General features: G+C 23.5%; 22 protein-coding genes. 15 read left to right on the forward strand and 7 right to left on the reverse strand.

All coding sequences use genetic code 11. The features are described from left to right. The first annotated feature begins 6 nt into the window (after positions 1-6). The 12 genes from H0H56_RS01210 to hisS are packed head-to-tail and all read left to right on the forward strand — an operon-like array spanning position 7 to position 14,969. Positions 7-324 carry an FtsL-like putative cell division protein gene (locus H0H56_RS01210; protein ID WP_185874053.1) on the forward strand — a complete coding sequence of 106 codons (318 nt, stop codon included), beginning with the start codon at positions 7-9 and terminating at the stop codon, positions 322-324. Positions 325-347: 23 nt separating this feature from the next. Then, positions 348-2,321, forward strand: coding sequence for a penicillin-binding protein (locus H0H56_RS01215; protein WP_185874054.1), 1,974 nt, complete (start codon positions 348-350; stop codon positions 2,319-2,321). After that, positions 2,318-3,793: a UDP-N-acetylmuramoyl-L-alanyl-D-glutamate--2,6-diaminopimelate ligase gene (locus H0H56_RS01220; protein WP_185874055.1), complete on the forward strand. Its 1,476-nt coding sequence runs from the start codon at positions 2,318-2,320 to the stop codon at positions 3,791-3,793. The genes H0H56_RS01215 and H0H56_RS01220 overlap by 4 nt, the downstream gene beginning before the upstream one ends. Before the next feature lie 16 nt (positions 3,794-3,809). Continuing rightward, the gene (mraY, locus tag H0H56_RS01225; RefSeq protein WP_185874056.1) at positions 3,810-5,000 is read left to right on the forward strand and encodes a phospho-N-acetylmuramoyl-pentapeptide-transferase; all 1,191 of its coding nucleotides are present in this window, start codon (positions 3,810-3,812) and stop codon (positions 4,998-5,000) included. Then, positions 4,997-6,370, forward strand: a complete 1,374-nt coding sequence (gene murD, locus H0H56_RS01230) for a UDP-N-acetylmuramoyl-L-alanine--D-glutamate ligase (RefSeq protein ID WP_185874057.1) — start codon at positions 4,997-4,999, stop codon at positions 6,368-6,370. The genes mraY and murD overlap by 4 nt, the downstream gene beginning before the upstream one ends. Continuing rightward, positions 6,345-7,502, forward strand: a complete 1,158-nt coding sequence (locus H0H56_RS01235; RefSeq protein WP_185874058.1) for an FtsW/RodA/SpoVE family cell cycle protein — start codon at positions 6,345-6,347, stop codon at positions 7,500-7,502. Before murD ends, H0H56_RS01235 begins: the two co-directional genes overlap by 26 nt. A gap of 2 nt (positions 7,503-7,504) precedes the next feature. Beyond that, a complete protein-coding gene (murG, locus tag H0H56_RS01240; RefSeq protein WP_185874059.1) occupies positions 7,505-8,614 on the forward strand; it encodes an undecaprenyldiphospho-muramoylpentapeptide beta-N-acetylglucosaminyltransferase in 1,110 nt (369 codons plus the stop codon). Continuing rightward, complete coding sequence (murC, locus tag H0H56_RS01245; protein ID WP_185874060.1) at positions 8,611-9,999, forward strand: UDP-N-acetylmuramate--L-alanine ligase; 1,389 nt, start codon at positions 8,611-8,613, stop codon at positions 9,997-9,999. The genes murG and murC overlap by 4 nt, the downstream gene beginning before the upstream one ends. Before the next feature lie 58 nt (positions 10,000-10,057). Next, positions 10,058-10,735, forward strand: a complete 678-nt coding sequence (locus H0H56_RS01250; RefSeq protein WP_238858483.1) for a cell division protein FtsQ/DivIB — start codon at positions 10,058-10,060, stop codon at positions 10,733-10,735. A gap of 4 nt (positions 10,736-10,739) precedes the next feature. Beyond that, entirely contained in the window at positions 10,740-12,122 is a 1,383-nt protein-coding gene (gene ftsA / locus H0H56_RS01255) for a cell division protein FtsA (protein ID WP_185874062.1), read from the forward strand. 6 nt (positions 12,123-12,128) lie between these two features. Continuing rightward, a complete protein-coding gene (gene ftsZ / locus H0H56_RS01260; RefSeq protein ID WP_185874063.1) occupies positions 12,129-13,514 on the forward strand; it encodes a cell division protein FtsZ in 1,386 nt (461 codons plus the stop codon). Between the two features lie 21 nt (positions 13,515-13,535). Next, positions 13,536-14,969 carry a histidine--tRNA ligase gene (gene hisS, locus H0H56_RS01265; protein WP_185874064.1) on the forward strand — a complete coding sequence of 478 codons (1,434 nt, stop codon included), beginning with the start codon at positions 13,536-13,538 and terminating at the stop codon, positions 14,967-14,969. Here hisS and pnuC read toward each other — a convergent pair. Genes pnuC through H0H56_RS03040 form a run of 3 tightly spaced genes read right to left on the reverse strand, consistent with a single transcriptional unit; the run spans position 14,964 to position 16,235 of the window. Continuing rightward, on the reverse strand, positions 14,964-15,590 hold the full coding sequence (gene pnuC, locus H0H56_RS01270) for a nicotinamide riboside transporter PnuC (protein WP_185874065.1): 627 nt from the start codon (positions 15,588-15,590) through the stop codon (positions 14,964-14,966). The genes hisS and pnuC overlap by 6 nt on opposite strands. Next, on the reverse strand, positions 15,583-15,960 hold the full coding sequence (locus tag H0H56_RS03035) for a 4'-phosphopantetheinyl transferase superfamily protein (RefSeq protein WP_238858484.1): 378 nt from the start codon (positions 15,958-15,960) through the stop codon (positions 15,583-15,585). Before H0H56_RS03035 ends, pnuC begins: the two co-directional genes overlap by 8 nt. After that, positions 15,957-16,235 carry a holo-ACP synthase gene (locus H0H56_RS03040; protein ID WP_238858485.1) on the reverse strand — a complete coding sequence of 93 codons (279 nt, stop codon included), beginning with the start codon at positions 16,233-16,235 and terminating at the stop codon, positions 15,957-15,959. Before H0H56_RS03040 ends, H0H56_RS03035 begins: the two co-directional genes overlap by 4 nt. A 67-nt stretch (positions 16,236-16,302) precedes the next feature. Between H0H56_RS03040 and H0H56_RS01280 the strand changes: the two genes are divergently transcribed. Next, entirely contained in the window at positions 16,303-17,325 is a 1,023-nt protein-coding gene (locus H0H56_RS01280; protein WP_185874066.1) for an Mrp/NBP35 family ATP-binding protein, read from the forward strand. Between the two features lie 27 nt (positions 17,326-17,352). Here the strand turns inward: H0H56_RS01280 and H0H56_RS01285 are convergent, their stop codons facing one another. Then, positions 17,353-18,147 carry a purine-nucleoside phosphorylase gene (locus H0H56_RS01285; RefSeq protein ID WP_185874067.1) on the reverse strand — a complete coding sequence of 265 codons (795 nt, stop codon included), beginning with the start codon at positions 18,145-18,147 and terminating at the stop codon, positions 17,353-17,355. Positions 18,148-18,214: 67 nt separating this feature from the next. Then, positions 18,215-19,240 carry a UDP-N-acetylmuramate dehydrogenase gene (murB, locus tag H0H56_RS01290; protein WP_185874068.1) on the reverse strand — a complete coding sequence of 342 codons (1,026 nt, stop codon included), beginning with the start codon at positions 19,238-19,240 and terminating at the stop codon, positions 18,215-18,217. A 97-nt stretch (positions 19,241-19,337) separates the two neighbouring features. Here murB and H0H56_RS01295 point away from each other — a divergent pair, with 97 nt between their 5' ends. Together H0H56_RS01295 and rlmB are read left to right on the forward strand one after the other, a co-directional pair. Then, positions 19,338-19,598 carry a YtxH domain-containing protein gene (locus tag H0H56_RS01295; protein WP_185874069.1) on the forward strand — a complete coding sequence of 87 codons (261 nt, stop codon included), beginning with the start codon at positions 19,338-19,340 and terminating at the stop codon, positions 19,596-19,598. A 358-nt stretch (positions 19,599-19,956) separates the two neighbouring features. Next, complete coding sequence (rlmB, locus tag H0H56_RS01300; protein WP_185874070.1) at positions 19,957-20,712, forward strand: 23S rRNA (guanosine(2251)-2'-O)-methyltransferase RlmB; 756 nt, start codon at positions 19,957-19,959, stop codon at positions 20,710-20,712. 4 nt (positions 20,713-20,716) lie between these two features. Here the strand turns inward: rlmB and pheS are convergent, their stop codons facing one another. After that, entirely contained in the window at positions 20,717-21,703 is a 987-nt protein-coding gene (pheS, locus tag H0H56_RS01305; protein ID WP_185874071.1) for a phenylalanine--tRNA ligase subunit alpha, read from the reverse strand. A gap of 20 nt (positions 21,704-21,723) precedes the next feature. Then, a complete protein-coding gene (locus tag H0H56_RS01310) occupies positions 21,724-22,098 on the reverse strand; it encodes a hypothetical protein (RefSeq protein WP_185874072.1) in 375 nt (124 codons plus the stop codon). Positions 22,099-22,100: the final 2 nt, after the last annotated feature.

The raw sequence follows: 22,100 nt of genomic DNA on the forward strand, positions 1-22,100 counted from the left end.
TTTAAAATGAAAACGAATCTTTATATTAAAGACATTCTAAAAGGTAAATTTTTAGTAAAAAAAAATGCCTATAGTAGTTGGAAGTTTATTGTTTTTATTACTGTACTATCTTTAATGAGCATTACTAGTTCACATATGATGGATATAAAAATTAGAAATATTACAAAAATTAATGAAGAAATAAAAGAATTGAAATCTGAATATGCAAATATTCATAGTCAATTTTTACAAATGCAATTAGAATCGTTTTTAAAAAAAAAATTATTAAATATTAATGGATTAAAAGATTTAGAAGATCCTCCATATGAATTAATTTTAAAATAAAAAAAGATGGAGTAAAAAATAAAATGAAACGAAAAAGATATATTTTATTATATAAATCTTATTTAATTGGTTTTTTGTTTTTTTTTATTGCAATATTAATTATTTTTAATTTATTTCATATTCAAAATTATTCAGAAAAATATAAAAAATCTATTATAGAAAAAACCATTAGAACTAATTTAATAAAAGCTAAAAGAGGAAATATTTATGCTGCAGATAATAGTATTTTAGCTATGTCTATTATGAGATATGATATTCATATTGATTTTAGATCTATATCAGAAAAATTATTTAAAAACAATATTTTTTATTTATGTAATTCGTTGGAATATTTATTTAAAAAACCAAAATATTTTTTTTATAAAAAATTTCAATATGAAAAAAAAAAGGGAAATAGATATTTTTTATTAGCAAAAAATTTAGATTATCCACATTTAAAAAAATTACGTAATCTTCCCATTTTTAATAAAGGACAAATACGGGGTGGTTTTATTGTAGAAAAAAAAATATGTAGAATTCATCTATTAGAAAATATTGGAAAAAGAACATTAGGATATGATGATCATAGAGGAAAAGCTGGCTTAGAAGGAGCATTTAGTAAATATCTTACAGGAAAAGATGGAAAACGTTTAGAACAACGTATCAGTTCTAAAATATGGAAAACATTAAAAAATGAAATTTATCCAGAAGATGGAAAAGATGTTTATTCTACAATAGATATCTATATACAAGATATAGCTTATAATGCCTTACTTAAAAAATTATCTATTTCACATGCAGATCACGGATGTGTTATTATAATGGAGGTAAAAAGTGGAGAAATTACGGCTATGATAAATTTAGAAAAAACTAAAAAAAATACTTATGAAGATTTAAGAAATTTTTCTGTATGGGAAGGGAGTGAACCTGGATCTACTTTTAAAACAATGGCAATTCTTGCCGCATTAGAAGATAAAAAAATAGACATAGATATGATTGTCAATACAAAAGATGGAGTTTTAAACTTAAAAGGAAAAAAAATACGAGATAATCATTATGGAGGATATGGAGAAATAAATCCTAAACAGATTTTAGAACTTTCTTCTAATGTTGGAATAGCAAAAATTATTTATGATAATTATAAAGAAAATCCAAAAAAATTTATAGAACATTTATGTAAATGGAAATTAGATAAAAAAATAGGAATAGATATTCCAGGAGAAAGTAGACCTTTTATTCCTAAACCTGGAAAAAAAAATTGGAGCAGTATTACACTCCCATGGATGACTTTTGGATATAATATAAAACTCACTCCTTTACAAATTCTTACTTTTTATAATGCTATTGCTAACAAAGGAAAAATGATTAAACCTATTTTTATTAGAGAAATTAAATTACATGGAAAAATTATCAAAAAATATACTACTCCTATGGTCATGAATCCTTCTATATCTGATGCAGAATCTTTAAAAAAAATTCAAAATATGTTAGAAGGTGTTGTTAAAAATGGAACAGCAAAAAAATATTATCATTCAAAATATCCTTATGCAGGAAAAACTGGAACTACACAGTTAGATTATTGGAAAAAAGGTAAACCTATCTCTTATAATAGTTCTTTTGTCGGATATTTTCCTGCTAATAATCCAAAATATTCTTGTATTGTTGTTATTTCAAAACCAGAAAAAGGATATTACGGAATAGAAGTAGCCGTTCCAGTTTTTGATAAAATAGCTAGAGCCATATATCCAAAAATAGGAAAAAAAAATTTTTATAATAAAAAAAAAAAAAATATTGATTTTTTAAAAAAAATTAAAGAATATCAATACAAAAATTATTTTTTTTATAAAAAAACCATGCCGAATCTTATTTCTATTCCTGGAAAAGAAATTATTCCTTTATTAGAAAATGAAGGCTACAATATAAAATATCAAGGTATAGGAAAAGTGATTACTCAGTCTGTTCCCCCAGGAAATCAATTGAAAAAAAATCAAAAAATTTTTTTGAAATTAGAAGAATGAAAAAATTATTAAAATATACTTTAAAAAAAGTCCCTATATTAAAAATAATAGGTGAAAATACTGAAAAATATATAGAAGGGATATCAATACATTCTAAATATGTCCGAAAAAATATGATTTTTGTAGCTTGTAAAGGAAAAATAAAAAATGGACATCAATTTATTATAGAATCTATAGTAAAAGGAGCTAATACTATTATTTGTGAAATACTTCCCCCTATTATATATTCAAATATAACCTATATACTTGTAAAAAAAACCATAGAAGCTTTAGGATTGATTTCTTCTAATTTTTATGATCATCCTACAAAAAAAATAAAATTAGTAGGAATTACAGGTACAAATGGAAAAACATCTGTAGCCAGTATACTTCATAAATTATTTTATAAAATGGGAGAAAAAACTATTCTAATTTCTACTATAGGTATTCAAATTATGTCGAATAAATTTATTAATCTATATAATACTACTCCAAATATAGTAGAAATTAATAAATATTTAAATTTATCGATAAAAAAAGGATGTAAATATGCATTTATGGAAGTTAGTTCGCATGGAATTCATCAAAAAAGAATTTTTGGGTTATTTTTTACAGGAGGAGTATTTACTAATATTACACATGATCATTTAGATTATCATCAATCTTTTGATAATTATCTCTATATTAAAAGATCTTTTTTTAAAAATTTTTTATCTAAAAAAGCTTTTGCATTAATTAATTCAGATGATAAAAATTCAAAAAAAATTATAAAAAATAGTTTAGCTAAAACTTATTTTTATGGAATTCAAAAAAAAGCAAATTTTAGTATTAAAATTTTGAAAAAAAATTTACATGGAACTAAATTATTATTGAATGGCCATCAGTTTTTTACTTTTTTAATAGGAGAATTTAATGTGTATAATTTATTAGCTAGTTATGTAACAGCTAAATTATTGGGTAAAAAAGAATCTGAAATATTAAAAATAATCAATACAATAAAACCTATCAAAGGACGTTTTGAAAAATTTTTTTCTTATTCTGGAATTCGTATTATTGTAGATTACGCACATAATCCAAATGGAATAAAAACTGTTTTAAATACCATTAAAGAAATAAAAAAAAAAGAAGAAAGATTAATTTGTGTGATAGGTTGTGGAGGTAATAGAGATATCAAAAAACGTTCTTTAATGGGAAAAATTGTTTATGAAATATGTGATATATCTATTTTTACATCAGATAATCCTAGAGAAGAAAATCCTGAAAAAATATTAATAGATATGAAAAATTTTATATCATCTATTCATAAAGAGACTATCAAAATAATTTTAAATAGAAAAAAAGCCATTCAAACCGCTATTAAAATAGCAAAAAAAAAAGATATTATTCTTATAGCAGGAAAAGGACATGAAAATTATCAAGAAATTAAAGGAATACGTTATCCTTTTGACGATATGAAAATTGTTAAAGCTTTATTAAAAAAAACTATTTATTGAAAATCATCAAATAGGTATGATAATTATTCCTATTTTTTTTCAATATTTTTTTCCTTATTTAATTAATTCTCTTTTTGTTAGAGCTATAATCTCTTTTATTTTATCCATTGGTATAGCTTTGTTTTTGAATAAAAAAATGATATTTTGGAATGATAAAAAAAAACATATAAGAGAACATATCCGAGATATTGGAATTATAGGACAAAAAGAAAAAGAAGGGACTCCTACAATGGGAGGAATTATTATTATCATTTCTGCATTAATTCCTACAGTAATTTTTTCTATTTTTAATATATATATAATTATCCTGATTATAACTACATTATGGATGGGATTAATTGGATTTATAGATGATTATATTAAAATAAAATATCATAAAAATGGACTTAGTGTATTTGGGAAAATATTAGGTCAAATAATTTTAGGAATTTTTATCGGAACGACCATGTCTTTTCATAAAAAAATTTTTCCAATTAAAGAATTATCTCATCATGAATATGCAAAAAAACATTTCTACAAAAAAGAAGATAGATTTAAAACTACTCTTCCGATTTTTAGTAAAAAAAAGGAATTTAATTACACATATATTTTAAGTTGGTATAATAAACAATGGAAAAAATATGTTTGGATAATTTTTATTCCTATAGTAGTTATTATTATTATATCCGTATCCAATGGCGCCAATTTAACTGATGGAATAGATGGTTTAACCGCTGGAATTTCTTCTATAATTTTCGTTACTTTATCTATATTTACCTTTCTTTCTAGTAAAAAAATTTATTCTGATTATTTTCATTGTATCTATATTCCTAATATAGGAGAAATACTTATATTTTCTTTTTCGTTTTTAGGATCTTTAATTGGGTTTCTTTGGTATAATATTTATCCAGCAAAAATTTTTATGGGAGATACTGGAAGTTTAACGATAGGAAGTGTCATATCAGTTATATCCATAATACTTAAAAAAGAATTAATTATTCCTATTTTATGTGGTATTTTTTTAATAGAAAATTTATCAGTTATAGTCCAAGTATGGTATTTTAAATATTCTAAAAAAAAATATGGAATAGGAAAAAGAATTTTTCTTATGGCTCCTTTACATCATCATTTTCAAATGATAGGGTATCATGAAAATAAAATATTTAATTTTTTTTTCATTCTACAAATGATTCTTTCTATAGTAGTTTTTATTTTAATAATTATATGAAAAAAAATTTAATAGTTATATTAGGTGGAGGAGAAAGTGGAGTAGGAGCTGCTTTATTAGCTAAAAAAATGGGGTTAAATATATTTGTATCCGATTCTGGTATTATTTTACAAAGGAATAAAAGAATTTTAATAGAAAATAGAATTCCTTTTGAAGAAAAGGGACATACAAACAGTTTAATTTTTAAAGCTAAAAAAGTAATAAAAAGTCCTGGTATTTCTAGAAATAACTCATTAATAAAAAAAATAAATTTATTTGGAATACCAATAATTTCTGAATTAGAATTTGGAAAAACTTATCTTAATAATTCTTATATCATTAGTATTACAGGAAGTAATGGAAAGACGACCACTACTTCCATAGTTTATAAAATACTAAAAAAAGCAGGTCTTCATGTAGGAATAGCAGGAAATATTGGACGTAGTTTTTCCAAAGAAGTTTTGAAAAAAAAAGATATTTATGTATTAGAAATTAGTAGTTTTCAACTAGATGATTGTTTAAAATTTCGTTCCAATATTTCCGTATTATTAAATATTCAAAGAGATCATTTGAATAGATATAATAATATTGAAGATTATACTTATTCTAAATTTAAAATTGCTATTCATAAAAATAAAGAAGATATTTTAATTTATAATCATGATGATCCTATCATTAGAAAAGGATTGAAAAAATATCAAATAGGATCCAATAATTGTATCCCTTTTTCTATTAATGAAGAATTATATATAGGAGCTTATATAAAGTATAATAATATATTTATTCGTCATAAAGGACATCAAGAAATATGTTTTTTAAATATAGAAAAAATACCTTTAAAAGGAGATCATAATATTTATAATATATTAGCGTCTGTCCTGATCTCCGAAATATTAAATATTAATAAAAAATTTATTAAACAGACTTTATTATATTTTCCAATTTTAGAACATCGTATGGAAAAAGTATTAAATATAAATGGAGTAGAATTTATTAATGATTCTAAAGCTACTAATGTGAATGCCGTTTTTTATGCATTAAAAAGTTTAAGTTCTCCTATTATATGGATTGCTGGAGGTAAAGATAAAGGAAATGATTATAGAGAGATTTTTTACTTAGTTAAAAAAAAAGTAAAAGCTATTATTTTTTTAGGAAAAAAAAATAAAAAATTTATTAATTGTTTTCAAAATATTATTTCTATTATTAGAGAAACAGAAAATATTAAAAAAGCTGTTCGTATGGCATATATATTATCTATTCCTGGAGATAATATTCTTTTTTCTCCTTCCGGTTCTAGTTTTGATCTTTTTAAAGATTATAAAGAAAGAGGTATGAAATTTAAAAAAGAAGTAAGAAAGCTTTTCTATGAAAAAAATAGATATTTTTTTTAAAAAATATATCAAAGGAGATAGATATTTATGGGCATTTATTAGTTTATTAGCATTATTTTCTTTTTTACCAGTTTATTCTGCAAGTACAAATTTAGTTACTACATATGGAGGGAATAATACCGTTTTTAGTTATTTATTCAAACATACTATTTTTTTAATAATTGGTTTTTGTATCCTTTTTTTTACTCAGTTTATAGATTATAAATATTTTTATCGGTTGTCTATATTTTCAATTCCCATAATATTCATTTTGCTAATTTTTACAATTTTACAGGGTAAAACATTCAATGGGGTAAATGCTTCTCGTTGGTTACATATTCCCATTATTAATATATCTTTTCAAACTTCTAGTATTGCTGGATTAGTTCTTTTTATTTACTGTTCTAAATTTTTATCTAAAAAAAAGAAAGAACGTCTGAATTTTATTCAGACGTTCTTTCCCTTAATTTTTCCTATATTTTTTATTATTGGATTAATATTCCCATCTAATGGATCTACCGCAATTATTGTTTTTATTTCTGTTTTAATTATTCTTTTTATAGGAGGGTATCCATTTATAGGAGTAATAGGTATATTATTGATGGGGATATTATCTGCAGGAATATATATTTATTATGTAATACAATGGAGTGAAAAAAATCCCATGAGTAATAGAGTTTATACATGGAAAAGTCGTATAGAAAATTTTTTATATAATGACTCTGAAGAAACTTATCAAATGAAACAATCTAAAACTGCTATTGTATTAGGAAATACATTTGGTCGTGGACCTGGGAAAAGTGTTTTAAAGGCTTTCCTTCCACAATCTTCTTCAGATTTTATTTATGCTATTATTATAGAAGAATATGGATCTATTGGTGGAGTTATACTTTTATTTATTTATCTTCTTATTTTACTTAGAATTATGATTATTGCTACTAAAGTACAAAATTATTTTTGTACTTTATTGGTCCTTTCTGTTGGTTTACCTATTATTAATCAAGCACTTATTCATATGGGGATTGCTGTTGGTTTATTTCCTGTAACAGGACAAACTTTACCACTTATTAGCGCTGGAGGTACTTCTATGTGGGTTACTTTTTTTAGTTTTGGAATAATATTAAGTGTAAGTAGAATGATTTATGATTCATAATTATGAAGAATAATTCAATAAAAAAAATAATTATTAGTAGTGGAGGAACTGGAGGTCATATTTATCCAGGGATAGCTATAGCTGATAAACTTAAAAAAAATATTCCAACAGTAGATATTTTATTTATTGGATCTAAAAAACACATGGAAATGCAAGAAATTCCTAAATTTGGATATAAAATTGAAAAAATTTGTATTTCAGGTGGAAAAAATAAATTTTTTTCTATAAAAGTATTGATTTTATTAATAGAATTGATCTATAGTTTTTTTTTAGTTAAAAAAATTATAAAAAAATTTTCTCCAGATATAGTTATTGGAACGGGGGGTTTCGTGAGTTTTCCAACTATATATGCTGCTAAAAAAAAAAAAATACCGATTCTCCTTCAAGAACAAAATTCTTTTCCTGGATGGACTAATAGAAAATTTTCTCATTATGCTAAAAAAATTTGTATTGCTTATGAAGAAGCAAAAAAATATTTTCCAAAAGAAAAAACGATAGTAACTGGAAATCCAGTAAGATATGAAATTATAAAAAAAAAGAATAGTAAAGAAAAAGCTTGTATTCATTTAGGATTAAAAATAGATAGACCTATTATTTTATCTATAGGAGGAAGTCAAGGATCTAATAGTATCAATAATGCTTGGATGAAAGGATTAAAAAAATTAATAGATTTAGATATACAACTCATTTTACAAGTAGGAAAAATAGATATTCATACAATTGCAAAAAATAGGTTTTCCCATCATAAAAATTTTATTTTCATGGAATTTATTGAAGATATTTCCATGTGTTATGCAGCAGCAGATATCATTGTATCTAGAGCTGGTGCTTTAACTATATCAGAAGTCTGTTTAATAGGAAAACCTTCTATATTAATTCCTTTTCCTTGGTCTTCTGATGATCATCAAAATAAAAATGCTAAAATTTTGGAGGAAAAAGAGGCCGCTTTAATAATTAAAAATGAGGAAATAGAAAAAAAATTAGTAGATTCTACTATCAAACTACTTAATGATTCTATAAAAAAAAAAAAAATGAGTAAAAATATTTTACAATTAGGAAAACCTGAAGCAACAAACGATATTGTTAAAGAAATTTTACAAATTATTTTATGAATTTTAAAAAAATTGAGGCTTTATACTTTATAGGAATAGGAGGGATCGGGATGAGTTCATTAGCCATATATTTTCATTCTATGGGTAAAAAAGTTTATGGATATGATAGATATAGAACACTTTTAACATATAAATTAGAACAAAAAGGAATTTTCATTCATTATCATGATAATATCAATCTTTTACCTAAATGGATCCATTCTACTAAATGCTTAATTATTTATACCCCAGCAATTCAAACAGAAAATAATAAACAATGGAATTTTATAAAAAAATATGGAAAAAATATCAAAAAACGTTCTCAAGTATTAGGTTTAATTACAAAAAATAAAATTTGTATAGCTATAGGAGGAACACATGGTAAAACAACTACTTGTACTTTATTAGGCCATATATTATATAGTACTGGAAAAAAATTTACCGCTTTTTTAGGGGGAATATCTGAAAATTATCAATCTAATATTATTTTAAATGGAACGGATTTTTTTTTGGTAGAAGCAGACGAATTTGACCAATCTTTTTTATATTTATCTCCAAATATAGCATGTATTACGTCTTTAGATCAAGATCATATAGATACTTATCCTAAAAAAGAAACCTTGATTCAGGCATATGTCAAATTTTCCCATAAAATCAAAAATCCTTATAAAAAAATTTTTCTTTGTAAAGAAGAATCTTTTCCATATAATATTAAAAACGCTATATATTATTCTATAGGAAAAAATGTAGATAAAGATAATTATTATTCGAATCATCTTACTATAAAAGAAGATCAATGGTATTTTGATTTTCATACTCCAAAAGAAACATGGAAATCTTTACCATTACCTATTCCAGGAAAACATAATTTAAAAAATGTAACAGCTGCATTAGCTATATCTGATTATTTAAAAATTAATCATGAAGATATTAGAAAATCCTTATTTTTATTTAAAGGGATTAAAAGAAGATATTCTATCCATTATAAATCTAAAAAAAAAATATATATAGATGATTATGCTCATCATCCTACAGAAATTAACGCACTAATTAGTACACTTAGAAAGTGTTACCCATATAAAAAAATATTAGGTATTTTTCAACCACATTTATTTAGTAGAACCAAATTTTTTGAAAAAAATTTTGCAAAAAGTTTAGAAAAATTAGACCTTTTAATTTTATTAGATATTTATCCAGCTAGAGAATTACCTATTGATGGAATTAGTTCTCATTATTTATTAGATAAAATCAAAATGAATTATCAAAATAAAGAAGTATCTACTATCGAAAAAGTTTTAGAAAAGATTGAAAAAAAAAAATTTGATATTATACTTACAATAGGTGCGGGTAATATTGATTCTTTAATTATTCCAATAAAAAAATGGTTATATAAAAAATATGGATAAATAAATGAGAAAAAAAAAAAAAATCTTTATCCTTATTTTAATATTATATATAATTTTTATGATATTTTTATTTTCTTTTTCTAAAAAAATACATAAAAAAAGAAGTTTAAAAAAGTTAAATATAATTATTCATCCATTATCAAATGATCGTTTTATCAATGAAATGATTATTAAAAATATTCTATTTTCTAGAATAGAAAAAATTGAAAAAAAAATAGGTCAATTATGTATATTAAAAATGGAAAAAAAATTAAATAATTACCCTTTTATAAAAAAAGCTGAAGTATTTTTTAGTGTAGATGGAACTCTAAATATTAAAATTGTTCAAAAAGAACCAATTTTAAGAATAAAAAATGGAAATCAAGAATATTATCTTACTAAAGAAGCGGAAAATTTAGAACTTTCTTCTTTTTATTCTTCAAAAGTAATATTGGCAAAAGGATTTTTTTCAAAAAAAGAAAAAAAATATTTAGTAGATTTAATAAATACAATAAATTCTGATGAATTATTAAATCATCAAATTATTAGTATAAAAAAAAAAATTGGGTCTAACATATTTATTTTAATTCCAAAAATAGGAAATCATCATATTATATTAGGAGATCTAAATAATTTTAAAAGTAAATTGAAAAAATTAAAAGCTTTTTATAAGCAATATATAAATAAAATAGATATTAATCAATATAAAAGTATTGATTTACAATATAATGACCAAGTAGTCGCAAAAAAAAGATAAGTCTATGGAATATCAAGATATAGCTATAGGGCTTGATGTAGGTACTACGAAGATTGTAGCTATGGTAGGAAGGATAAATGAATATAATAAAATTGAAATTTTAGGCATCGGTAGATCAAAAAGTATAGGTGTACATAGAGGGGTAGTGAACAATATAACTCAAACAATTGAATCTATTCGTGAAGCAGTCAATGAGGCAGAACATAGTTCTGGTTTAAAAATTAAAGAAGTTATTGTTGGTATTGCAGGACAACATATAAGAAGCTTACAACATAATGATTATATCACTAGATTAGATTTTGAAAATGTTATTAATATAAAAGATATACAAAAATTAATTAATCAAGTACATAAATTAGTTATGCTCCCAGGAGAAGAAATTATTCATGTACTTCCACAAGAATATAAAGTAGATAGTCAATCCGAAATTGTAGAACCTATAGGGATGTATGGAAGTCGTTTAGAAGCTAATTTTCATGTAGTAGTAGGACAAATTTCTTCTATTAGAAATATTGGAAGATGTGTAAAAGCTGCAGGATTGAATTTATCTGGTCTTACTTTAGAACCTTTAGCCTCTGCTGAGGCTGTTTTAAATATAGAAGAAAGGGAAGCTGGTGTTGCTTTAGTAGATATTGGAGGAGGGACAACTGATATTGCGATATTTAAAGATAATATTATTCGTCATACCGCAGTCATTCCTTTTGGAGGAAATATGATTACTGAAAATATTAAAACTAATTGTTTAATTATTGAAAGACAAGCAGAATTATTAAAACTAAAATTTGGATCAGCATGGCCTGGAGAAAATAAAGAAACAGAAATTGTTTGCATACCTGGATTGAGAGGGAGAGACCCCAAGGAGATTTCCTTAAAACGTCTTTCAAAAATTATTCATACACGAGTAGGTGAAATATTAGAACAAGTAAATATAGAAATAAAAAATTATGGAAATGAAGAACAAAAAAAACGACTTATTGCTGGTATAGTAATGACAGGAGGAGGATCTCAATTAAAACATATTCGTCCTTTAACAGAATATATTACTGGAATGGATGTACGTATAGGTTATTCTAATGAGCATATTGCTGTAGGAGAAAATGGAATGATCAGTAATCCAGAATATTCTACATCTATAGGGTTAGTGATCAAAGGGATTGAAGATAAGAAAAAATATATTTGTACTACTACAACAACAGTAATAGGGGAAAATAATCATGATAGAAGATATGAGGATGATATTTTATCTTCTCAATTTGAATATAAAAATACTCACTTAAATAAAGAAAATAATAAGCATTCTTTAAAAAAGAAAAAAAATAAGAAGAATAAATCTTTTCTTGAAATTTGGGCAGATAAATTCCGTCAAATACTGAATGATACAGAATAATAAAAAATGAAAAAAGAAAATTTTATACAAAAAAAAGAGAACGTTACATTTGGATTTTCTAAAAATCGTTCAGCTTCTATAAAAGTAATTGGTGTAGGAGGAGGTGGAAGTAATGCTTTAAGCTATATGTTTGAACAAGGAATTACTGGTGTAGATTTTATAGCCTGTAATACGGATGCACAGGCTTTAAATAATAATCCCGTACCAATAAAAATTCAATTAGGAGCTTCTATAACAGAAGGATTAGGTGCAGGAGCAGATCCAGAAATAGGAGAAAAAGCCGCTTTAGAAAGTTTAGAGGAAATAAAAAGTATTTTAGATTCTAATACAAAAATGACCTTCATTACAGCAGGAATGGGAGGAGGCACAGGAACAGGTGCAGCTCCAATAATTGCTGGAATTTCTAAAGAAAAAGGAATTCTTACTGTAGGAATTGTTACGATTCCATTTCATTTTGAAGGAAAAATGAGATTAAAACAAGCTCAAAAAGGAATAGAATCTTTAAGAAAGAATGTAGATTCTCTAATTGTGATTAATAATGATAAATTGAGAGAATTATATGGAAATCTTGGATTTAAAGCAGGTTTTGCAAAGGCAGATGAAGTACTAACTACAGCCGCTAAAGGAATTGCAGAAGTCATAACTCACCATTATAAACAAAATATTGATTTAAGAGATACTAGAACGGTTCTTAAAGAAAGTGGAACTGCAGTAATGGGATCCGCTATTTCTGTTGGTGAAAATAGAGCAAAAGAAGCCGTTGGACAAGCTTTAGATTCTCCATTATTAAATGATAATAAAATTAAAGGGGCTAAAAATGTTCTTTTACTTATTGTTTCAGGAAAAATTGAAATTACGATAGATGAGATAGGAATCATTAGTGATTATATACAAGCAGAGGCTGGTAATAATGCTAATATCATTATGGGGATAGGAGAAGACGAAAGTTTAGAAGAAAGTATTTCAGTTACTATAGTAGCAACTGGATTTCCAACGGAAGTACAAAGAGCTATTAATCATGAAGAAAAAAAAATATTTCATAGATTAGAAGATCCTTATAATAAACAAAAATTAACAAAAGGACTTAATACTACTACTTATGCTACAAAAAATAAAAGTATAGAACCTTTTTATTATAAAAAAAATACCTATAATAGGTACGAACAATATGATGATAAAAATCAGGGGGTTTTTTTAAAAAAAAATATCTTTAATAAAGCTATTCATCCTACTTCTAATTCTTTAGTTGATGATAATAAAAATCAAAAATATATGTTAGAAGATAATTACGATATTCCTCTTCCTTATAAAGTAAAAGGGGAAAAAAAAAGTCTAAAAATAGATCATCCTATTATAAAAGAAAAGAATAAAAATGAGGATTTGTGTCAATAAACATATTATATATGATGTCTAATGGATTATAATAGACCAAAAGGAACCAGAGATTTTTCATCTATAGAGATGAATAAAAGAAACTATATCATTCAAGTAATGAGAAAAAAATTTGAACTTTTTGGGTTTTCTCCTATAGCAACTCCTTCCTTTGAAAATATTTCGACTCTTATAGGTAAATATGGAATAGAAGGGGATTACTTAATGTTTAAATTACTTCATTCAGGTAATTTTTTAAAAAAAGAAATTTCCAATTTTTTTAAAAAAAATAAAAAAATGACTATGGATCTTCTTTATAATTTTTTAATAACACGTTTATCCAATAAAGCACTTATATATGATTTAACTGTTCCTTTTGTCCGTTATGTTGGTATGCATAGAAATGAAATTATTTTTCCTTTTAAAAGATATCAAATCCAACCAGTATGGCGTGCAGATAAACCACAAAAAGAAAGATTTAGAGAATTTTATCAATGTGATGCAGATATAATAGGATATGACGTATCCTTATGGCAAGAAATTGAATTAATTAAACTTTGTGACGATATTTTTACAAAATTAAATTTTCCTATTATCATACATATGAATCATAGGGATATTTTAGGTGGATTAATAGAAATTGCTGGAATATCAAATAATTTATGGAAAGATTTTACTACCTCTTTAGATAAATGGAATAAAATGGGAAAACATATAGTGAAAAAAGAAATGCTTCGGAAAGGAATTACTCCCAAATCTTTTGAAAAAATTTCCTATTTTTTAGATTTAGATAAAAAAGAAAATTTTTCAAAAAAAATGGAATATTTCATCAAGGCTTTACAATCTTATAAAAGAGGAAAAAAGGGAATAAAAGATCTTAATTTTATCTTTCAAAAGATAAAAAAAATTTCTTTAAAAAAAACAAAATTAAAATGGGATCTTTCTTTAGCTAGAGGGATGAATTATTATACAGGGACTATATTTGAAATATATCCATATAATCATAATAATAATTATTATCAAGTAGATGATAAAAAAAATTCTATTGGGGGAGGAGGCCGTTATGATCAACTATCTAGTTTTTTTGGAATTAAAAATATTTCTGGAGTAGGAGTTTCTTTGGGGTTAGATAGAATATATTTATCTATGGATAAAAAAAATTTATTACAAAATATTTCTAATTTTCCTTCTAAAGTTTTATTTATTAATTTCGGAGATGAAGAAGTTTTATATGCCTATCCTATGATAAATTTTTTAAGAAAAAAAGGAATTTCTACTCAGTTATATCCTAATTTCATTAGGATTCATAAACAATTTAAATATGCTAATGATAATCATATTCCATTTGTTATTATTATAGGAAAAAATGAAATAGAAAAAAAGAAAATACGAGTAAAAAATATACAAAAAAGAAAAGAAATAGAATTTGATAATATTTATGGAGTGATTCATCACATACTGAAAAACCCCTTATAAATTTTTTATTGCTTTATTTTTCCAAACAATATAACCTGTTATAGCTATAAATGAAAGGAAAATAAATAAAAAACCTGTTAATATAAAACCTTTTAAAAAATAAATAGGAACGGATATGATATTTCCCATCATAAAAAATATCCAATTTTCTACTTTTTTTATAGCCATCTGATACATACCAGAAAAAAAAATTCCCGTTGTTAAAATATCCATCCAATCATAATGAGATAAAACTTTTCTAGTAAAACCATAAACCATTATACTAATAATAAAAGTAAAAACAAATAATAAAAAAGTATATACATAATCTTGTGTATCCGAAAATGTTATAGGTATTTTTTTATTGTTTTTATCCTTTTTGTATATCCATATATACCATCCATAAAAACTCATTACTGTATAATATATATTAATCAGAAAATCTCCATAAAGAGAAGTAAAAAAAGTTAAATAACTATATATAATTGTACTTATTATTCCTAATGGATACAACCATATGTTATAATTTTTCGCAAAAATTACACTGCATATACAAAATATGACAGCGATAAATTCTAAAAGAATATGTATTAAACTACTATTATTTGTAGGGTATAAAAGAATCTTTATCCATTCATTCATTATCTATAATATAAACCAAATAATGCTCTTCTATTTTTCTATAAAATGCAGAAAATTTTTTACTATAGGATTCTTTTATGATCCAACAAGAGATACAATAATCCTTTTTTATGCAAAAAGGAGAAACTTTATAGTGATCTAAAAAATTGTATGAAAGTCCTCCATCTAACTTATATAAACTTTCTTTTATTCCCCATATAATATATAGATAATCTTCTTCGTAAGAAGAATGAATAAAAAAAGATTCATCCTCTCTAATAAATTTTTTTTTTATTTTAAATATTTTTTTGTCTTTTCGTAATTTTTCTATATCTATCCCTATATGATAGTAGCTAATGGCTATAGCTATTCTTTCAAAAGAATGACTCAATGAAATATACTTTTTTTTTTACCTAATACACCATCATAAAGAAAAGGTTTTCTTTTTTTATTGTAAAAAATATTCATATTTATCCCTATATATTTTAGAGCATAACGTACCCCTAAAAATTCTTTTTTTCGTTTTTCTGATAAAGAAAAAAAAAATCTTCTTTCTTGATCAGAAAGAATAAATTTTTCTAAAAACATTGTTTTTTTTAAATGGCCCCATTTAAAAACGATAATTGTCGTATGAATATTAGTAAATTTATTAGTATATAAAAACATACAAAATATCAATTATTATATAGATTAAATCTATACATTTTTTTTGTACTTAAAAACATATATTGGGATGAAACAAAAAATTACGAAAGCATTAGAAAATGTTTTTATTTTTGATCATAAAAAAAATATTATTGAATCTGGTATAGTAAAAAAAATAGATGTATTTCATAATGAAATCATAATATATATGATTTTATCTAATCCCACTATGCATATAAAAAAAAAATTAGAAAAAGATATTTACACTACTATAAAAAATCAAAATATAAATAAAAAAATACGTCTAAAAATAGAAATGAAATTATTTCATACGGAAAAAATATCTAAAATAAAAAATATTATAGCTATAGCTTCTGGGAAAGGAGGAGTAGGGAAATCTACTGTATCAACTAATATAGCTGTTACTTTAGTAAAAATGGGATTTAAGGTAGGGTTATTAGATGCAGACATTTATGGTCCTTCTATTCCATTAATGTTTAATATTAAAGAAGATCAGTTAGATTCTTGTATTATACAAAAAAATAAAACAGGGAATTATGTGATGAAACCTATTCATAGGTATGGAGTTAATATTCTATCTTTAGGTTTTTTTTCAAAATATGGGCAAGCTATTGTTTGGAGAGGGCCTATGGCTACTAAAGCTTTAAGACAATTAATACATGAAACATATTGGGGTTTTTTAGATTTTTTAATTATAGATTTACCTCCAGGAACAGGGGATATCCACCTATCTATTTTACAAGAAATTACCTTAAAAGGAATAGTCCTCGTGAGTACTCCTCAAAAAGTAGCTTTATCAGATGTACATAGATCTGTAGGAATGTTTCGTATTAAATCTATTTATGTTCCAATACTTGGAATCATAGAAAATATGTCTTATCTGTTAAACAATAAAAAAAAATATTATTTATTTGGAAAAAATGGAGTTAAAAATTTTTCAAAAAAAATAAATATTTTTTTTCTTGGAGAGATTCCTATTTTACAAAAAATACAAGAATATTCGGATTTAGGAATTCCGGGAGTTTTAGAAAACGATAATATAAAACAAATTTTTGTTAAAATTACAAAAAATATACTAAATATATTATAGGATAGGACATAATAATAAGGTTTTTTTTTAATCACAAAATTTAATAAATTCTTTAAAAATTAAAAGAAGAATAGGGATATTTTTTTCTATAAATTTAGAATATGATGAAGTTTCCTTTTCCGATAAAGACATCAGAATGGAAATAGAAAAAACTCGTACATTCATATATTTAGCTATCATTACGTATGGAATAATATTCCTACCAATACTATCGCCACCCATAGATCGTATCATGGAATATTCTGCAGGTGTTTTATAATTTTGGTATGGAAAAGCGACATATATTCCTTTTTGTATGAGTATATTATGATTCATTGCAATATTTTCTGCTATTTCAAGCATTTTTATATCATAGGGTTCTTTGATCCAAAAAAAATTATTATTATTTTTTAGAAATTTTTTCATATTAGGGCTTTCTGGAAAAAAATTAATATGATCTTTTACCAACATAACATCTCCATTATGATAATTTGGATTTATGATCCCAGATGTATTAATAAATATTAATTTATTTATGCCTATTTTTTTACAAATTCCAATTGGAAAATAATGGGGATATTCATTTTCATAATAAAAAGAGGAACTAAATTCTATGAAAAAAACCACTTTTTTTCCTTCTATTTCTCCAAATATCAATTTTCCATAAAATTTTTCTTGTGTAAAGTTTTGAACTTCTTCATAAGATATGGATATAGGATTTTTGATTTCCTTTATAATTGTATGAAGGAATTGGTTTTCTAAAAAAATAATTCCAAAATCAGGTTTTTTTTTTATTTTATTTTGTATATATTGGATTAATTTTTCTTCTAAATTTATTGACATAGATTAAAATTGTTTGATAAAAAACCCTATCATCATAAATATGGAAAGATAAATAAAAAAAGAAGAACTATCGAATGACATGAACTTCTCTAGTTAATAAAATACCTAATTTTTTTTTTATATCTTTAGTTATTCTTTCTGAAAAAGAATATATTTCTATACCACTAGCTTGTCCATAATTTACTAAAACTATAGGATTTTTTTTATATACTCCTACTTTCCCCATTTTTTTTCCTTTCCATCCCATTTTTTCAATTAAGTAACTCGCAGATATTTTAATTTTATTTTTAGATATAGGATATCCAGTAATAGTTGGATATTTCTTTTTTAAATTTTTAAAATCTAATAATCCTATTATAGGATTTCTAAAAAAACTTCCAGCATTTCCAATTTTTTTTGTATTGGGCAGTTTTCTTTTTCTAAGAATCAATATTGCTTTAATTAAATCATAAATACTAGGTTTTTTAATGTTCATCTGTTTTAATTCTTTTTGAAGATCCATAGATGATGTATTCAATTTGTGATTTTTTTTGTTTAATAAAAATGAAACAGATACAATAAAAAATTTATTTTTTAAATGTGAATTTTTAAAAAAAGAATGACGATACTCTAGTTTACATTCTTCCCGTGATAAGGTTCTAAGTATCCCTTTATCTGTTTCATATACTTCTACTTCTAGTAAAGTATCTTTAATTTCTGCTCCATATGCTCCAATATTTTGAATAGGGGAAGATCCAACTGTTCCAGGAATAAATGATAAATTTTCTAAACCACTAAATCCTTTTTTTATCGTCCAACTAACAAAGTTATTCCAATTTTCTCCACCAAAAGCTTTAACAATTACTTGATAATTGTTTTCCATAATCACTTTTTTTCCTTTTATACCCATTTTTATGACTATTCCTGGATAATAATTTTTTAAAAAAAGAATATTACTTCCATTTCCTAAAAAAAGTTTTGGTATGGAAGAATATATACCAAAAATTTTTGGTATATATTCTATATGTGTCACGTTAACAAAATAATGTGCATAAACATTAATTCCAAATGTATTCAAATTTTTTAGAGAAAAATTTGTTTTAATATCTAACATAGATAAAAATATTTTCCTAAATACATAAATACAATTTTGTGCATAAATATTGTATGATTAAATTTAACCATTGTAAATATAAAATTGTTTTTTTTTTATGAAAAAAGGAGGAAATTTTTTTTTAGGAGTTATTTTAGGAACAATGACAGGTTTAATAATAGGGATTTTATTATCTCCAAAAAAAGAATCTAAAATTAAAAATATAATAGGAAAAAAAACTGAAAAATTAAGAGATAATTTACAAAAAATTAGTAAAAAAATTGGGAAAAAAATACATAAAATTAAATCTAATTTTGAAGAAAAATGGAAAAATAAAATAGATAAAATGGACCAAGTAGAAGAGGAGTTAGGAACTTAAAACAATAGTCGGTTTGATTTATTAATTTCATAAATGTTCGTCTTTATTAAAAATTTTATTAATAGAAAATTGGAATTTTTTAAAAATGAAATGATGAAAATTGTTGTTTTCATTATGACAGAAATTTTTTTAAATTTTTTATTATTAATTCTTTTTTTAATTATTTTTTTTATACTAAGCATTTCTATATCTTTTTTTTTATCCTATTATTTTAATAATTATGTTTTAGGTTTTGGTTTTATTTTTATTTTATATCTTTTGTTTTTATTGTTTATTTTTTTTTTCTGTAAAAATATTTTACGATGTTTTATTAAAAAATTTTTAAAAAAAATTTTTGATAAAAAAAAATAAAATATTTATGAATAAGAAAAAATTAGAAATTATTTATGGAATACGTCCATTGATAGAAGCTATTCAATCAAAAAAAAATATTCATCAACTATTTATTAAAAAAGGATTTATAAAAGAATCTCTTATTAAAAAATTAATATATTTATCTAATAAAAAGAATATTCCTATTCATACCGTTTCTAAAAATCAATTTCATAATTTAAAAAATAAAAATCATCAAGGAGTTTTTGCTCTATTTACACCAATCGAAACTTATCATATAGAAGATTTACTTCCTATGTTTTATAAAAAAAGAAAAAACCCACTTTTAATCATTTTAGATCGTATTACAGATGTCAGAAATTTTGGATCTATTGTTCGTACTTCTGTATGTGCTGGTGTAGATGCTATTATTATTCCAAAAAAAAATACGGCTATGATTGGATCTGATGCTATCAAAACTTCTTCAGGAGCTTTATTTAAAATTCCAATATGTAAAGAAAAAAATATTCAAAAAACTATAGAATATTTAATACAATACGGATTAAAAATTGTTTCATCTACAGAAAAATCAAGTATTTATTGGTATCAAATTGATTATACAGGTCCTACAGCTATCATTCTAGGAAATGAAAAAGATGGAATTTCTAAAAAATATTTAAAACTTTCTTATGAAACAACAAAAATACCATCCATACAAGGGATGTCATCTTTAAATGTTTCAGTAGCTTGTGGAGTAATTTTATATGAAATTTTTAGACAAAGAAAATTTATTAAAAAATAATATTTTAAAAATCACTTTTAAATTGTCTTAAAAAACGTATATCATTATCAAAATAAATTCTAATATCATGTACTTTATAAATAAGTAGAGATAAACGCTCTATTCCTATTCCAAAAGCAAATCCAGAATAAATTTCTGAATCAATGTTTACATTTTTTAATACTTTTGGATCTATCATTCCACACCCCATAATTTCTACCCATCCGGTATTATTTCCAAAATATATATCCACTTCAGCACTAGGTTCTGTGAATGGAAAATATGAAGGACGAAATCGGATTTTTGCTTTTCCAAAAAGAGAGTTTATCAAATATTGAATAGTTTGTTTGAGATCTGAAAAAGAAACTTTTTTATCTATATAAAATCCTTCTGCTTGGTGAAACATAAAATGAGATCGTGAGGAAATAGTTTCATTACGAAATACTTTTCCTATAGATAAAACCCGAAAAGGAGGACTATTTTTTTTCATATATCGTATTTGCACAGAGGAAGTATGTGTCCGCAATAAAATATCTGGATTTTTATATAAAAAAAAGGTATCTTGCATATCCCTAGATGGATGATTAATAGGAATATTTAAAGCTGTAAAATTATGCCAATCATCTTCAATTTCAGGGCCTTCTACATAAAAAAAACCAATTTTTCTAAATATTTCTATCATTCTATTTTTTAGAATAGATATGGGATGCATAGATCCTATTTCTATAGATTTTCCTGGAATAGTAGGATCAAAGATCATATTTTCATCTTTCAAGGATTTTTTTGAAGTATATCTTTGTATTTTATTTTGAACATTTTTTTTTAAAGTATTAATAATTTTTCCATAAAATTTTCTTTTATTAATAGGGTATTTTTTTAATTCTTTAAATAAAAGAGTTAAAATCCCCTTTTTTTTTCCTAAAAATTTTATTCTAAATAATTCTAAATTTTCGTAATTTTTGTACTTAAATTCTTGTATTTCTTTTTTTAATTTATTCATTATTTTATCCATAAAAAATGATAATTTTTTTTTTAAATTTTATCAATAATATTTTCTTCAATCATATAATGAATAATAGCATTTTTAATGAAAAAAGATTGTTTCCCCTTTTTTTTAAAAAAAGGAATATTTTTTTTTAATAAATAATGAGGCCATCCTTCTTTATCTCTTCCAATAAACACATAATAACCAAAAGGTTCTAAAATTCTACATATAGCAATATGTAAAATATTTATTTTATCTTCTCTATTAAAAAATCTATTTTTTCCTTTACCTAATTCTTGAATTCCTATTAAATAAATAATTCCAATAAGATCAATTTTTCCTTCTATATCAAAATGATTTCGTATATATAAAATGACTTTATTCCAATTAATATGAAATTGTTGTATAAATTCTTTTTTCATGT

The organism is Blattabacterium cuenoti, from assembly GCF_014252455.1.
Taxonomy (GTDB): domain Bacteria; phylum Bacteroidota; class Bacteroidia; order Flavobacteriales; family Blattabacteriaceae; genus Blattabacterium; species Blattabacterium cuenoti_R.

What these genes read in the sequence shown, in the direction of transcription:
- murD (WP_185874057.1), top strand. Translation starts at nt 4,997, where the DNA reads ATGAAAAAAAATTTAATAGTTATATTAGGTGGAGGAGAAAGTGGAGTA.
- ftsA (WP_185874062.1), top strand. Translation starts at nt 10,740, where the DNA reads ATGGAATATCAAGATATAGCTATAGGGCTTGATGTAGGTACTACGAAG.
- H0H56_RS01220 (WP_185874055.1), top strand. Translation starts at nt 2,318, where the DNA reads ATGAAAAAATTATTAAAATATACTTTAAAAAAAGTCCCTATATTAAAA.
- pheS (WP_185874071.1), bottom strand. Translation starts at nt 21,703, where the DNA reads ATGGATAAAATAATGAATAAATTAAAAAAAGAAATACAAGAATTTAAG.
- H0H56_RS01250 (WP_238858483.1), top strand. Translation starts at nt 10,058, where the DNA reads ATGATATTTTTATTTTCTTTTTCTAAAAAAATACATAAAAAAAGAAGT.
- H0H56_RS01210 (WP_185874053.1), top strand. Translation starts at nt 7, where the DNA reads ATGAAAACGAATCTTTATATTAAAGACATTCTAAAAGGTAAATTTTTA.
- H0H56_RS01285 (WP_185874067.1), bottom strand. Translation starts at nt 18,147, where the DNA reads ATGTCAATAAATTTAGAAGAAAAATTAATCCAATATATACAAAATAAA.
- H0H56_RS01310 (WP_185874072.1), bottom strand. Translation starts at nt 22,098, where the DNA reads ATGAAAAAAGAATTTATACAACAATTTCATATTAATTGGAATAAAGTC.
- H0H56_RS01215 (WP_185874054.1), top strand. Translation starts at nt 348, where the DNA reads ATGAAACGAAAAAGATATATTTTATTATATAAATCTTATTTAATTGGT.
- murG (WP_185874059.1), top strand. Translation starts at nt 7,505, where the DNA reads ATGAAGAATAATTCAATAAAAAAAATAATTATTAGTAGTGGAGGAACT.
- H0H56_RS01235 (WP_185874058.1), top strand. Translation starts at nt 6,345, where the DNA reads ATGAAAAAAATAGATATTTTTTTTAAAAAATATATCAAAGGAGATAGA.
- ftsZ (WP_185874063.1), top strand. Translation starts at nt 12,129, where the DNA reads ATGAAAAAAGAAAATTTTATACAAAAAAAAGAGAACGTTACATTTGGA.
- murC (WP_185874060.1), top strand. Translation starts at nt 8,611, where the DNA reads ATGAATTTTAAAAAAATTGAGGCTTTATACTTTATAGGAATAGGAGGG.
- H0H56_RS03040 (WP_238858485.1), bottom strand. Translation starts at nt 16,235, where the DNA reads ATGTTTTTATATACTAATAAATTTACTAATATTCATACGACAATTATC.
- H0H56_RS01280 (WP_185874066.1), top strand. Translation starts at nt 16,303, where the DNA reads ATGAAACAAAAAATTACGAAAGCATTAGAAAATGTTTTTATTTTTGAT.
- hisS (WP_185874064.1), top strand. Translation starts at nt 13,536, where the DNA reads ATGGATTATAATAGACCAAAAGGAACCAGAGATTTTTCATCTATAGAG.
- H0H56_RS01295 (WP_185874069.1), top strand. Translation starts at nt 19,338, where the DNA reads ATGAAAAAAGGAGGAAATTTTTTTTTAGGAGTTATTTTAGGAACAATG.
- mraY (WP_185874056.1), top strand. Translation starts at nt 3,810, where the DNA reads ATGATAATTATTCCTATTTTTTTTCAATATTTTTTTCCTTATTTAATT.
- pnuC (WP_185874065.1), bottom strand. Translation starts at nt 15,590, where the DNA reads ATGAATGAATGGATAAAGATTCTTTTATACCCTACAAATAATAGTAGT.
- rlmB (WP_185874070.1), top strand. Translation starts at nt 19,957, where the DNA reads ATGAATAAGAAAAAATTAGAAATTATTTATGGAATACGTCCATTGATA.
- murB (WP_185874068.1), bottom strand. Translation starts at nt 19,240, where the DNA reads ATGTTAGATATTAAAACAAATTTTTCTCTAAAAAATTTGAATACATTT.